This is a genomic window from Streptomyces sp. NPDC005533, from assembly GCF_042871845.1.
GTDB lineage: Bacteria > Actinomycetota > Actinomycetes > Streptomycetales > Streptomycetaceae > Streptomyces.
On the sequence record NZ_JBIAJH010000021.1, the window covers coordinates 28527 to 41567 of the forward strand.

Here is a 13041-nt window from a genome sequence, read left to right on the forward strand (position 1 = left end):
GCGCCGGCCCCTTTTCCGTCCTGGGGGGACACACCGTATGAGCCATGGGCGTCACGTCACCATGCTCACCGAAGGCACTTACCCGCACGTCCACGGGGGCGTCAGCACCTGGTGCGACCAACTGGTACGCGGTATGCCGGAAGTCGACTTCAACGTCATAGCCCTGACCGGCTCCGGACGCGAGCCGGTCACCTGGGAACTGCCGCGCAACGTCTACCGGCACACCGCCGTCCCGCTCTGGGGTCCGCCCCCCGGACGCGGCCGCCGTTCGGCCCTGCGCGGCAAGGCCCACCGCCGCTTCACCGAGGTCTACGAGGCCTTCCTGCTCTCCCTGCTCGACCCCGCGGGAGATACCGCCCGGCACGGGTTCTCCGCCGCCCTGCGCGAACTGGCCGTCCTCGCCAGGGCCGGAAAACTCGCCCCGGCCCTGCGCTCCGAATCGGTTCTGCGGCTGCTGATGACCGTATGGACCCGCCCCGGCCTCACCACCGCCGCGGCCGCGCCCACCATCCACGACGCGCTCACCGCCACCGACCTGCTGGAACACGCGCTGCGCCCGCTCGGCGTACGGATCCCGCCCGACAGCGTCGCCCACGCCGTCAGCAGCGGCCTCGCCACCCTCCCCGCCCTCGCCGCCAAACACCTCGACGGGGTCCCCTTCCTGCTCACCGAGCACGGCATCTACCTGCGCGAGCGCTACCTCGGCTACCGCAGCGCCGGCCAGCGCTGGCCCGTCAAGGCGCTCATGCTCGGCTTCTACCGCGAGCTCAACACCGAGGGCTACCGGCAGGCCGACCTGATCACGCCCTGCAACCAGTACAACCGCCGCTGGGAGGAGCGCGGAGGCGCCGACTCCGAGCGCATCCGCACCGTCTACAACGGCGTCGACCCGCACGCCTTCCCCGAAGCCGGCCCCGAACCGGAGGTGCCCACCCTCAGCTGGTGCGGACGCATCGACCCGATCAAGGACCTCGAAACCCTCATCCGGGCCTACGCCTTCATGCGCGAGGAGCTGCCCGCCCTGCGGCTGCGCCTCTTCGGACCGGTCCCGGCCGGCTGCGAGGCGTACCGGCTCCGCCTGGAGGAACTCGCCGCCGAACTCGGGGTGGGCGACGGGATCACGTACGAGGGCCGCATCGAGCAGGTGGCCCGGGCCTACGCCGCCGGCCACGTCGTGATGCTCTCCAGCATCAGCGAGGGCTTCCCCTTCAGCATCATCGAAGCCATGTCCTGCGGCCGCACCACCGTCTCCACCGACGTCGGCGGGGTCCGCGAGGCCGTCGGCGACACCGGCCTGGTCGTCCCGCCGCGCGAGCCCGAGACCATGGCCCGCGCCACCCTCGCCCTGCTCCGCGACGACGAACGCCGCGCCGAGCTCGGCCGGCTGGCCCGCAAGCGGGTGGTGGAGAAGTTCACCCTCCACCAGTCCGTCGACGGCTTCCGGCACATCTACCGGGAACTGGCCGGCCAGCCCGTGCTGCCCGTCCACGCCGGCGACAGCTGGACCCAGCGGCTCGCCGATCCCTGGTACCGCGAACTCGCCGCCCTGGGACGTCCCCGGCCCGACTCCGCCGAAGGAGGCCTGTGGTGAGCGGATCCCTCTGGCTCAAGCCGCCCGGCGCCGGCAACGGCGCCGACACCCTCCCGGCCATCCCGCGGCCCCGCCGCGAGGGCCCCGGCCCGGCCGCCGACCCGATGGACGAACTCGCCGCACGCCTCGACGGGTTCATCTCCGCCGCCGTCCACCCCGACGAGATCGCCGCCATCCTCGAATCCGACGGCATGACGGACGAGTACATCCGGCTCACCTACGGCCGGCACGACTCCTTCGGCCTCGCCGAGGAGCTCTACGCCCGGGTCCCGCGCTCCTTCCCGGACCCGGGCGCCGCCCCCGACCCCTGGAAGGTCTCCCTCACCGCCTGCCTGCTGCGCGGGGTGATCTTCGCCCTGCCCGGTCTGGCCTACCTCCTCGGCGCACCCCTCCTCGAAGGGCCCCAGGACCGGCTCGGCCTGCCCGCGGGAACGCTCACCCTGCTCGCCGGGGCGCTCATCGGCTGGGTCTGGGACCAGACCCTGTCCCACCGGGCCTACTCCTGGCTCGGCACGGGCGACCGGGCCGCCGCCGGCCGGACCCTGCTCGTCGGCGCCCCCGCCGGCGCCCTGCTGGGCACCGCCGCCGCGCTGGCCGTGCCCGGCGGGCCGCCCTTCTCCTACGCCTTCGCCGCCGGACAGGCCCTCTACGTCGGGGCCGCCACCGTCCTGCTGGTCCTCGGCCGGGAGCGGGTGCTGCTCGCCGCACTCGGCCCGATGGCCGTGGGGGCGCTGCTCGCGCTCTTCGTCGACCTGCCCGTGCCGGTACGGGTGACCCTGCTCGTGGTGTCCCTCGCGGCGGCCTGCGTCCTGGCCGTACGGGAACTCCCGCTGGCCGACGGGACGCGCGCCGCCGTGGTGCGCATCCGCGGCTGGGCGGCGCGCCGGCCCGGCAAGGGCCCCGTGCGCTGGCGGATGCTGCGCGGCGCCGAGGAGCAGCTCGCGGCCCGCGGGCCGCGCCTCGGGGACTCGGTGCCGTACGGGGTCTTCGGCCTCGGCACCGGCCTGCTCGTGCTGTACGCCGCCCTCGGGGAGGTGCTCGCCGGCGGCCCCGCCGAAGCGGTCGCCGCGCCCTCGGCGGTGGCCCTCACCCTCAGCATGGGCCCCGCCGAATGGCTGCTCCACCGGTTCCGCAGCGGCAGCCTCTCCGGGCTCCAGGGAGCCCGCTCGCCCGCCGCGTTCCGGCAGCGGATGCTCGGCACACTGGCCCGGTGCCTCGCCGTCTACCTGGCGGTGCTGCTGCTCCTGGGCCTGACCGGCACCCTCCTGTGGCCCGGCGCCCCCGGCCTCACCACGGTCCGGGTCGCCACGCTGCTGCTGCTCGGCGCGGTGATGTGGACCGGGCTGCTCCTGCAGTCCTTCGGCGCGGTCCGCCCCGCCGCCGCCGTCTGCGCCTCGGCCGCCGTCGCCCAGAGCCTGGCCCTGCTGACCGGGCTGGGCCAGCCCCGCGCGGTCCAGCTGGTGGTGGCGGGCACCGCCGCCGCCGTCCTGGCCGCCCTGGTCTGCCTGCTCCTCGGCCGCGCCACCGCCCACCGATGACGTACGAGAAGACGTACGAGACGTACGAGACGCAGGAGAAGAAGGACCCCATGCTGCTGGTGCCCCTCTACGAGCACCCCGCCGACCGGCCCGAGGACTGGGAGCGGCTCATCCGCGCCGCCGGCCGGCTGCACTCCGTGGTGCTCAACCCCGACAACGGGCCGGGCTCCGCCCCCGACGAACGGTTCGCCGTCGTCGCCGAGCGGCTGCGCGCCGCCGGCGTACCCGTCCTCGGATACGCCGACACCGACTACGGGCGGCGCCCGCACGCCGCGGTGGTGCAGGACCTGCTGCGCCACCGCGACTGGTACGCCACCGACGGGGCCTTCCTCGACCAGGCCTGCGCCGACCCGGAACTCCTCCCGCACTACGGGCGGCTCGCGGTCGCGGCGCGCGCCGCGGGCGCCCGCACCCTCGTCCTCAACCACGGGGTCCACCCGCACCCCGGCTACGCCGAACTCGCGGACCTGCTCGTCACCTTCGAGGGCCCCTGGGACGCCTACCGGGAGGCCGCGGTACCGCCCTGGACCGCGGACCATCCCGCCCAGCGGTTCTGCCACCTCGTGTACGCGGTGCCCCCGGGCGCGCCCGCCGCCCAACTCGCCGAGGAACGGCGGGCCGGCGTGCACTGCGCGGTCCCCGGGTCCGGCGCACACCCGTGGGGGACCCTCCCGTACGCCCTGGAGGCGGCGGGATGAAACGCCTCGGACCGCTGCTGCTCCTGCCGCTGCTGCTCCTCGCCGCACTGCTCGCCGCCTGTACCGCGGGGCCGCCGGACGACGGCGAGGACGAGGACGCGCCGCACGCGTGGCCCGAGCAGGCGCCGGGCGAGATCTGGCGACCCCCGCCGGGCGTCGGCTGGCAGTGGCAGCTCACCGGGAAGCTCGACACCTCGGTGAAGGTGCCCGTGTACGACGTCGACGGTTTCACCACCACCGAGGAACAGGTCGCCGAGCTGAAGAAGGCCGGGCGCAAGACCATCTGCTACCTCTCCACCGGAGCCTGGGAGGACTTCCGCCCCGACGCGGACGCCTTCCCGAAGGACCTGATCGGCCGGGGCAACGGCTGGGAGGGGGAACGCTGGCTGGACGTCCGGCGGGTGGCCGAACTGGAACCGCTGATGGCCAAACGGTTCGACATGTGCCGGGACAAGGGCTTCGACGCCGTCGAGCCGGACAACATGGACGGCTACCGCAACACGACCGGCTTCCCGCTGACGGCGGAGGACCAGCTGCGGTACAACCGGCTGATCGCGAAGCTGGCCCACGACCGGGGGCTGGCCGTCGGCCTGAAGAACGACCTGGACCAGATCCCGCAGCTCGTCGACGCGTTCGACTTCGCGGTGAACGAGCAGTGCGCGCAGTACGACGAGTGCGAGCTGCTGAAGCCGTTCATCGCGGCGGGCAAGGCCGTGTTCCACGTGGAGTACGAACTGCCGCCCGGCCGCTTCTGCGCCCGCTCGCGCGAACTGAAGCTGAGCTCCTTGCAGAAGCACTACGACCTGGACGCGTGGCGCCGGCCCTGCCGCTGAGGCCGGGCGCTGAGGCCGGGCGGGCTTCAGACGGGGAGGATGGCGTGGACGCGGTAGCCGCCGCCGAAGCGGGGGCCCGCGAAGCAGGAGCCGCCGAGGGCGCCGGCCCGCTCCCGCATGCCGAGCAGTCCGTGCCCGCCCCCCGGCTCCGCGGCGGACGGCTCCGCGCCCCCGTCGTCCAGCACGGTCACCTCCACCGACGGCCCGACCCGGACCACGCTGACCTCGGCCCGGGCCCCGGGCCCCGCGTGCTTGCGCACGTTGGTCAGCGCCTCCTGGATCACCCGGTACGCCGCCAGGTCCACCGCCGCCGGCAGCGCCCCCGCCTCGCGGTCCAGCTGGACGATCACCTTCACCGGCAGCCCGGCGTGCCGGAAGGTGTCCACCAGCTCCTCCAGGACGCCCAGCCCCGGCGCGGGCTCCGTCGGCGCCTCCGGGTCACCGGACTGCCGCAGCAGCCCCACCGTGGCCCGCAGCTCGTTGAGCGCCGACCGGCTGGCGTCCCGTACGTGGGCCAGCGCCTCCTTTGCCTGGTCCGGCCGCTTGTCCATGACGTGCGCCGCCACTCCCGCCTGCACGTTGACCAGCGCGATGTGGTGGGCCACCACGTCGTGGAGGTCCCGGGCGATCCGCAACCGCTCCTCGGCGACCCGCCGCCGGGCCTCCTCGTCCCGGGTCCGCTCGGCGCGCTCGGCCCGCTCCCGGATGGCGTCGACGAAGGCCCGCCGACTGCGCACGGCGTCGCCGGCGGCCGCGGCCATGCCCGTCCAGGCGAAGATCCCGATGTTCTCCTGCCCGTACCAGGGCAGCGGTCCGGCGAGCATCGCCACGCCCGTCAGCCCGGCCATGGTGAGCAGCCCGATCCGCCAGGTCGTGGGCCGGTCGGTGCGGGCGGCCACCGTGTACAGGGCGATCACCGCGGACATCACGACGGGCGCCCGCGGCTCCCCGGTGGTCAGCTCCACCAGCGAGAGCCCGCAGGTCACGGCCAGTACGGCGCGCGGCTGCCGGCGTCGGAACACCAGGGCGGCCGCGCCGAGCAGCATCAGCAGCAGTGAGAGGGGCTCGGGGGTGCGCGTCCCGAAGGTGGGCCCGTGCGGTCCGTGCGGATCGGCGAAGGAGCCGACGACCATGGCGGTGAACGCCCCGAACGCCAGCACGGCGTCGGTCGCGAGCGGATGGGCCCGCATCCACTGCCGGGTGGGGGCGAACCGCCCGAGGTCTGTCGTCACCCCGATACGGTACGGCCTGCCCGGCACCCCCTAGGGCGGTGGCTGTCCCACGGCGGCACGGGAGCGCACCGGGTGCCACTGCGCCCGCACCACGCACACCGCCATCACCGCCGCGATCGCCGCCAGGTGCTCCTTGCCCGCCAGGTTGTCCTTGACGAGCACCTCGCCGATCATCGCCAGGATCACGACGGCGCCGGTCAGGTACGCCCGGTAGCGCCAGCAGACGTAGATGGCGAGCCCCACCACGGCCGCCGACGGTCCCGTGTCGTTGACGATCCGGTCGGACACGGGCAGGCCGAAGGGATGGTCGTGGCCCAGCGCGAGCCCGATCCGCGCGTACGTGGTCCCGGCGAGGGTGGCGACGTAGCCGATCAGCAGGGTGCGCCACCAGCCGATGCAGATCTCGGAGATCCCGAAGACGAGCAGGATCTGCGCGAGCGCCCCCCACACCGGCAGGTCCAGGGCGGGGACGAACAGCGACAGGGGGGTGCGCAGCAGGGCCAGCCAGAGGGGGTCGGCGGCCTTGACCGATCCGAGGTCCTGGACCGGCTGGAAGCCCCAGGGGGTGTTCTGCACGATCTGGAAGACGGACGTCAGACAGACCGCGCCGATGGTCATCGGGACCGCCCGCCACCTGTCGCGGACGAGCGCGTTCCGGACGGTCCGGAACAGGGGCCCCCACTCACGGCGGGCGAACCGCCGGAGTGGGGAGGTGTGCCACGCTGTCAACGGCGGGTCTCCAGGTGTCTGCGGTGCAGCCACTTCGGAAGGCCGGGGGCCTCCAGGAAGCCTTCGGCCCGGCCGGCCGCGACACCGATCCGCAGCAGGTCCGAACTCTTCTCGAAGAGCATGAACCGCGGTTCCCAGATCGGCCGGTATTTGGCGTTGGCCCGGTAGAGGGACTCGATCTGCCACCAGCGGGAGAAGAAGCTGAGCAGCGAGCGCCACATCCGCAGCACCGGACCCGCGCCGAGCTTGGACCCGCGCTCGAAGACGGACCGGAACATCGCGAAGTTCAGCGAGACCTGGGTGACCCCGATCTCCTTGGAGCGTTCGAGGAGTTCGATGACCATGAACTCCATCAGGCCGTTCTCGGAGTCCCGGTCGCGGCGCATCAGGTCGAGCGACAGGCCCTTGGGCCCCCACGGTACGAAGGACAGCACGGCGCGCAGTTCGCCGTTGCCGTCGGTGCATTCCAGCATCACGCACTGGCCGTCGGCGGGATCACCCAGCCGGCCCAGCGCCATGGAGAAGCCGCGCTCGGTGGCGCCGTCGCGCCAGTCGTCGGCGCGGCGCACCAGCTCGGCCATCTCGTCGGCCGGGATGTCGGCGTGGCGACGGATGCGGACCGTGTACCCGGCGCGCTTGACGCGGTTGAACGCCTGCCGGACGGTCCGCATGGCGCGGCCCTCCAGGGTGAACTCGGCGGTCTCGACGATCGCCTCGTCGCCCAGTTCGAGGGCGTCCAGGCCGTGCCGGGCGTAGATCTGCCCGGCTTCCTCGCTCGCGCCCATGACGGCCGGCACCCAGCCGTGTTCGCGGGCCTCGGCCAGCCACGGGTCGATGGCGCCGGGCCAGGCCTCGGGGTCGCCGATGGGGTCGCCGGAGGCCAGCGAGACACCGCCGACGACGCGGTAGGTGACGGCGGCCTTGCCGGTGGGGGACCAGATGACGGACTTCTCCCGGCGCAGCGCGAAGTAGCCGAGCGAGTCGCGGTCGCCCTGGCGGGCCAGCAGCGCCCGCAGCCGCTCCTCGTCCTCCTCGCTGATCGGGTCGACGGCGCGGCGCGAGCGGAAGGCGGCGAAGAGGACGGCGAGCAGCAGCAGCATCGACATGACGTTGATGACGACGTCCACCCAGGCGGGCGTGGTGATCGCCTCGTAGGCCCGGTCGTCCGGGGCGAGGGTGATCAGCCGCATCACGCCGTACTTCCAGCGCGCCAGGAAGGTGGCCTCGGAGCTGTGCGGGGCGGTGTTGGCGGCGCCGACGAGCAGGGCCGCGACGAGCGAGGTGACGAGCAGGCCGACGGCGGCGACGGCGGTGGCCAGCGCCGGGTTGGAGCGGTCGCCCTTGGCGTAGAACTCGCGGCGGCCCAGCAGCAGGGCGCCGGTGAAGGCGGCCGTCAGGGCCAGGGAGACCCAGTTCTGCGGATGCTCGCGGATCTCCTCGTACGCGAAGAGCGCGTAGGCGAGGAGCAGGGCCAGGAGGCCGCTGAGGACGAGGTTGAGGATCCAGGAGGCGCGCTTGCGGCGGCCGAGGGTGACGGCGAGCAGCAGCGTGAACAGCCCGGAGGCGAAGCCCGCCGTGAGCATGTACGGGGTGTAGAAGTCCTCGACGTTGTGGCGCCGCAGGTCCTGCCCGAGGGAAACCCACACCGCGCTGAGGAAGTTGACGAAGGTGACGGCGCGCAGGTACCAGACCGCGAACGCGGCGCCGCGCCGTGAGCGGGCGGACCCCCGGGCCGGTTCTCGTCCGGCCTCCCGGCCCGGTTCCCTGCCGGCCTCCCGGCCTCCCCCTGCCGACTTGCCGGCGGGGTTGCCGCCGGTCTCTTTCCTGCCGGATGACGGACCGGTCGCCGGTGAGGCGGTGCGGTCGGTCTCTGCGCTGGTCAAACGGACCTCTCCCATAAAAAGCGATCATATGGGGCGCCGCTGTCCGTGGTTGGGCGGTCCGGGACCACGGCCTGGTCAGGACCGCGGGCCCCGGTGGCTCATTCCGTCGGCTCCGCCGCCGCCCGCTCAGGGAGTTCCGCCGCGAGTGCGGCGGCCGCCTGGACGAGGGGGAGAGCCAGCAATGCCCCGGTACCTTCGCCCACTGTGACGCCGTGGTCGAGCACAGGGTTGAGCGCCATCCGATCCAGTGCCTTCGCCTGGCCGGGTTCGCCGCTGGCCTGACCGGCCAGCCACCAGTCCGGCGCCCGGAACGCGGCCCGCTGGGCCACCAGCCCGCAGGCCGCCGAGACCACGCCGTCGAGGATGACCGGCGTACGGCGCACCGCGCACTGGAGCAGGAAACCGGTGATGGCGGCCACGTCCGCGCCGCCCACCGCGGCCAGCAGCGCGACCTGGTCGCCCAGCACCGGGCGGGCCCGGCGCAGCGCGTCGCGGATCGCCGCGCACTTGCGCATCCAGGTCAGGTCGTCGATGGGCAGCCCGCCGCGGCCGGTGACCACCGAGGCGTCGGTGCCGCACAGTGCGGCGACGAGGGTCGCGGCGACGGTGGTCCCGCCGACGCTGAGGTCACCGAGGACGACCAGGTCCGTGCCGGAGTCGGCCTCCTCGTCGGCGATGCGCATCCCGAGCCGGACCGCAGCCTCGGCCTCCTCGGCCGTCAGCGCGTCCTCCACGTCGATGCGGCCGCTGCCGCGCCGCACCCGGTGCCCGGTCACGTCCGCGGGGAGCAGCCCGGGATCGCAGTCCAGGCCGGCGTCGACGATCCGTATCGTGGCGCCGAGCCGGCCGGCGAGGACGGCGACGGGGCTGGCCCCGTCCAGGACGGCCCGCACCAGCTCGTGGCCGGTGGACGCGGCCCGCGCGGAGACGCCCGCGGAGGCGACCCCGTGGTCGGCGGCGAACAGCACCACGCGGGGGCGCTCGATCGGCTTGACCGGCACCTGCCCCTGCGCGGCGGCGAGCCACTCGGCGAGCTCGTCCAGCCGGCCCAACGCGCCGGGTGGCACGGCGAGGCGCTCACGGCGTTCCTCGGCATCACGCCGGACGCCCCCGTCGGGGCGCTCGATCAGATCGGAGAAGTCGTCGAGATTCAGCGTGCTCATCTGCCAGAGAGTACAGCCGGTGAGGCGCACCCTCAGGCCTTGGGCGAAGCCCCCGAGTTCACGTTCCCGGCGGCCTCCCGCGGCCCGGCCGCCGGCCCGGTTCCGGGGCCCGTCCACGGCCCGCTCCGCGCGGTCACCCCGGTGGTTCCTTGAGCAGGCTCGCCTGCCCCGCGACGACCAGCAGCACGTGCTCGCACTCGCCGGCGACCCGCGCGTTCAGCCGGCCCAGCTCGTCCCGGAAGCGGCGGCCCGAGGCGGTCGCGGGGACGACGCCCGAGCCGACCTCGTTGCTGACCAGCACCACGCGGCGCCGGGTCGCGCGCACCGCGGCCACCAGCCCGGCGGTGCGCTCGCCGAGCTTGCGCTGCCCGCTCTCGGCCCAGACGGCGTCGTCCCAGGCGCCCGCCCGGTCCATCGCGTCCGTCAGCCACAGCGCCAGGCAGTCGATCAGCAGCGGCGGCCCCTCCTCGGCCAGCAGCGGGACCAGCTCGCAGGTCTCCACCGTCCGCCAGCTGCCCGGCCGGCGCTCCCGGTGCAGGCCGATCCGCTGCGCCCATTCCACGTCCCCGTTCCGGGTGCCGCCGGTGGCCACGTAGACCACCTCGGGGAAGGACTCCAGCCGCCGCTCCGCCTCCACGGACTTGCCCGAGCGGGCCCCACCCACCACCAGGGTCCGGCGCGGCAGGTCCGGCACCGGGCGGTACTCCCCGACGGTCACGGTCGTCCCGTCCGGCACGGCCCGGGCCCCGGCCGCCGCCAACCGGCGCTCCAGCTCCCGGCCCGGCGCGACGTCGTGGTCCAGGTGGACGGCGATCACGTCCGTGGCCGGGCCGACGGCCCCGCTCGCCCGCAGCCGGGCGAGGGCCTCGGGCCGCCCCGGCACATCGGCGAGCACCACGTCGTACGGGCGCTGCCCGGTCACGTCGTTCGTCCCGGCCGGGGCCCCGCCGGGCGGCAGGTACAGCAGCCGGCCGCCGTCCGGGCCCGTCACCTCGTACCCGGTGCCCGGCGCGTCCATCGGCACCGCCCGCACCCGGTGTCCGGAGATCACCGCGAGCTCGCGCCCGTCCGGGACCCGCCCCGCGGCCGGCAGCCCGGGCGGCAGCTCCACGGCGGGTCCGTCGTGCGGGTGGGTCAGCAGGACCTGCCGTACGCCGGCCAGCGGATGTCCGGCCCGGGCGCCGGCCAGCACGGCACCGGGCGTCAGGTCGAGGAGGAGCGCCCCGTCGACCAGTACGGCCGTGGCGGCGCGCGACCAGGCGCCGACGGAGACCGCGCAGGCCGCACAGGGGCAGTCGGGACGGGGCAGGCCCTCGGGGGTGCCGGTGCCGAGCAGAGTGAGTTCCACAGGATGATCCTCCCGCGTCCCCGAGACTGCTGCGCGCCCGGTTACTCTGCGGGCAGACTCAGGGCAGGAAGCGTGCGAGCAACGGAGGCGGACATGGCGTGGACGTGGCGGTTCGAGACGGCCGACGGCACCGAGACGAGCCCGTCGGTGGTACCGGAGGAGTTCACCACGCAGGGGGACGCGGAGTCCTGGATCGGTGAGTACTGGAAGGACCTGCTGGACGGCGGCACCGAGCAGGTGAAGCTGTCCGACGACAACGGGACCGAGCTCTACACGATGAGCCTGCGCTCGGCCCTGGAGGCGTAGCGGTCCTCAGCCTCGCCGACGGTTGAGGCGCGGGGCGCGGGGGCGCAGCCCCCGTGACCCCGCGCAGCCGGGGGTCAGCCCCGCACGCCGCACAAGTGCAGCAGCGCGGCCACGCCGCGGTAGGGGTCGGTCCGCCCCGCGCGGTCCTCGGCGGTGAGCAGCCGCTCCAGTTCCTCGTCCGGCGGCAGCACCTCGCCCGCCTCGGTGCCGTCGGTGAAGACGCGTACGCCGTACCAGGCGCCCAGCGGAGCACCGATCCCGGCCAGCGTGGCCGTCAGCCCGGCCAGCCTGTCGGCGCGCACGTCCAGGCCCAGCCGGTTCGTGTACTCCGTGCTGTCGAAGGCGTCCAGCGCGCCCTTCCAGTCGCCGTCCAGCCCGGGCCGCATGGCGAGCGCGTCGCCGTTGCGCACCAGCAGGGACAGCAGACCGCCCGGGGCCAGCATCCGGGCCAGCCCGGCGAGCATGGCGTCCGGCTCGGGCACGTACATCAGCACCCCGTGGCACAGCACCACGTCGAAGCTGCCCGGCAGGAAGTGGGCGCCGGTCTCGCGCCCGTCCCCCTCCATGAGCTGCACCCGGTCGCGGATCCCGGCGGGCTCCTCGGCCAGTGCCGCACGGGCGACCGCCAGCATGCCGGGGTCCTGCTCCAGACCCGTCACCTTGTGCCCGGCCCGGGCCAGCCGCAACGCCTGGGTGCCCTGGCCCATCCCCACGTCGAGGACGCGCAGGCGCTGCCCGACCGGGAAGCGCTGCGCGATCTGCTCGTCGACCTGCCGGCCCACCAGTTCCTGCCGGACGGCGTTACGCAGTCCGCCCAGGCCCTCGAGCCAGATCCGCGCGCCCTCGGAGAATCCGCTCAGGGCCGTTCCCCGCGCTTGACCTGCGGCTTCGGCAGGCGCAGCCGGCGCATCTGGAGGGTGCGCATGAGGCCGTACGCGACGGCGCCGCGGCGCGGCTCGTCCGGGAAGCGCTCGTTCAGCGCCTTGCGCAGGCGGAACAGCAGGCCGATGGAGTCGACGATGATCAGGACGATCACGCCGAGCCACAGCAGCAGGGCGACGTTCTGGATCGTCGGCTGCCGGATCATGCTGAGCACCAGGATGACCACGGCCAGGGGCAGGAACATCTCGGCGACGGAGAAGCGGGAGTCCACGAAGTCGCGGACGTACCTGCGGACGGGACCCTTGTCCCGGGCGGGCAGGTAACGCTCGTCGCCGCTGGCCAGCGCCTCGCGCTGCCGGGACATCTCGGCGCGGCGGCGCTCACGGGCTCGCTTGGCATCCTCCTTGCGGTTGCCGGTCGAGGCCACCACGGCCTTGCGCTGCGACTGGGCCACAGCACGCTTCGGCGTAGGGCGGCCCTTCGGGGCCTGCGGATCACGGGGCTGCGAGAGGTCGGCGCTCACCTTGTCGGTGGCGGCGGCCTTCTCTTCCTTGGAGGAGCGGCTACCAAACACAAAACCCAAGCCTACGTGGTCGTGGGCACGGGCCCCACCCCGGCGGGGAACGATCCGGCAACGGCGGGCGTCTTCCCCCTTGCACGGTGTGTGCGGTGTCCGCCTCTCCTGGGATCACCTACTCCTTACGCCTGATACGGCGTGGCTGTAGTCGTCCTGGAGGAGGAGCGCATCCGTACTCGAACAGTGCGGTAATGGAGACAGGGCCCGTACTGTGGGACCTGTCGGTGACCTGGAGCACAGTCCGTCTAGAAGGGGGCGCGC

12 protein-coding genes are annotated in these 13041 nt (G+C 74.1%); 5 read left to right on the top strand and 7 right to left on the bottom strand.

All coding sequences use genetic code 11. The features are described from left to right. The first annotated feature begins 37 nt into the window (after positions 1–37). Genes pelF through ACFYP3_RS21705 form a run of 4 tightly spaced genes read left to right on the top strand, consistent with a single transcriptional unit; the run spans position 38 to position 4660 of the window. Complete coding sequence (pelF, locus tag ACFYP3_RS21690) at positions 38–1591, top strand: GT4 family glycosyltransferase PelF (protein ID WP_388834878.1); 1554 nt, start codon at positions 38–40, stop codon at positions 1589–1591. Then, entirely contained in the window at positions 1588–3129 is a 1542-nt protein-coding gene (locus ACFYP3_RS21695; protein ID WP_388834881.1) for a hypothetical protein, read from the top strand. The genes pelF and ACFYP3_RS21695 overlap by 4 nt, the downstream gene beginning before the upstream one ends. Beyond that, positions 3126–3827 (top strand): spherulation-specific family 4 protein, encoded by a 702-nt coding sequence (locus ACFYP3_RS21700; RefSeq protein WP_388834884.1) that lies wholly within the window; start codon positions 3126–3128, stop codon positions 3825–3827. Before ACFYP3_RS21695 ends, ACFYP3_RS21700 begins: the two co-directional genes overlap by 4 nt. Beyond that, the gene (locus tag ACFYP3_RS21705; RefSeq protein WP_388834887.1) at positions 3824–4660 is read left to right on the top strand and encodes an endo alpha-1,4 polygalactosaminidase; all 837 of its coding nucleotides are present in this window, start codon (positions 3824–3826) and stop codon (positions 4658–4660) included. The genes ACFYP3_RS21700 and ACFYP3_RS21705 overlap by 4 nt, the downstream gene beginning before the upstream one ends. A gap of 26 nt (positions 4661–4686) precedes the next feature. On the opposite strand, the gene ACFYP3_RS21710 is transcribed toward ACFYP3_RS21705, so the two are convergent. The 5 genes from ACFYP3_RS21710 to ACFYP3_RS21730 form a co-directional block, all read right to left on the bottom strand. Then, complete coding sequence (locus tag ACFYP3_RS21710) at positions 4687–5850, bottom strand: sensor histidine kinase (RefSeq protein WP_388835130.1); 1164 nt, start codon at positions 5848–5850, stop codon at positions 4687–4689. 72 nt (positions 5851–5922) lie between these two features. Then, positions 5923–6510 (bottom strand): hypothetical protein, encoded by a 588-nt coding sequence (locus tag ACFYP3_RS21715; protein ID WP_388834890.1) that lies wholly within the window; start codon positions 6508–6510, stop codon positions 5923–5925. A gap of 107 nt (positions 6511–6617) precedes the next feature. Next, a complete protein-coding gene (locus ACFYP3_RS21720) occupies positions 6618–8519 on the bottom strand; it encodes a phosphatidylglycerol lysyltransferase domain-containing protein (protein ID WP_388834893.1) in 1902 nt (633 codons plus the stop codon). Positions 8520–8602: 83 nt separating this feature from the next. Continuing rightward, positions 8603–9667 carry a nicotinate-nucleotide--dimethylbenzimidazole phosphoribosyltransferase gene (gene cobT / locus ACFYP3_RS21725; RefSeq protein ID WP_388834896.1) on the bottom strand — a complete coding sequence of 355 codons (1065 nt, stop codon included), beginning with the start codon at positions 9665–9667 and terminating at the stop codon, positions 8603–8605. A gap of 133 nt (positions 9668–9800) precedes the next feature. Then, entirely contained in the window at positions 9801–11015 is a 1215-nt protein-coding gene (locus ACFYP3_RS21730; protein WP_388834899.1) for a bifunctional adenosylcobinamide kinase/adenosylcobinamide-phosphate guanylyltransferase, read from the bottom strand. A 93-nt stretch (positions 11016–11108) separates the two neighbouring features. Here ACFYP3_RS21730 and ACFYP3_RS21735 point away from each other — a divergent pair, with 93 nt between their 5' ends. After that, positions 11109–11321, top strand: a complete 213-nt coding sequence (locus ACFYP3_RS21735; RefSeq protein ID WP_388834902.1) for a hypothetical protein — start codon at positions 11109–11111, stop codon at positions 11319–11321. A gap of 74 nt (positions 11322–11395) precedes the next feature. Here ACFYP3_RS21735 and ACFYP3_RS21740 read toward each other — a convergent pair whose 3' ends face one another. Then, positions 11396–12103, bottom strand: coding sequence for a class I SAM-dependent methyltransferase (locus tag ACFYP3_RS21740; RefSeq protein ID WP_388834905.1), 708 nt, complete (start codon positions 12101–12103; stop codon positions 11396–11398). Between the two features lie 74 nt (positions 12104–12177). Beyond that, on the bottom strand, positions 12178–12777 hold the full coding sequence (locus ACFYP3_RS21745) for a DUF3043 domain-containing protein (RefSeq protein WP_388834908.1): 600 nt from the start codon (positions 12775–12777) through the stop codon (positions 12178–12180). Positions 12778–13041 lie beyond the last annotated feature (264 nt).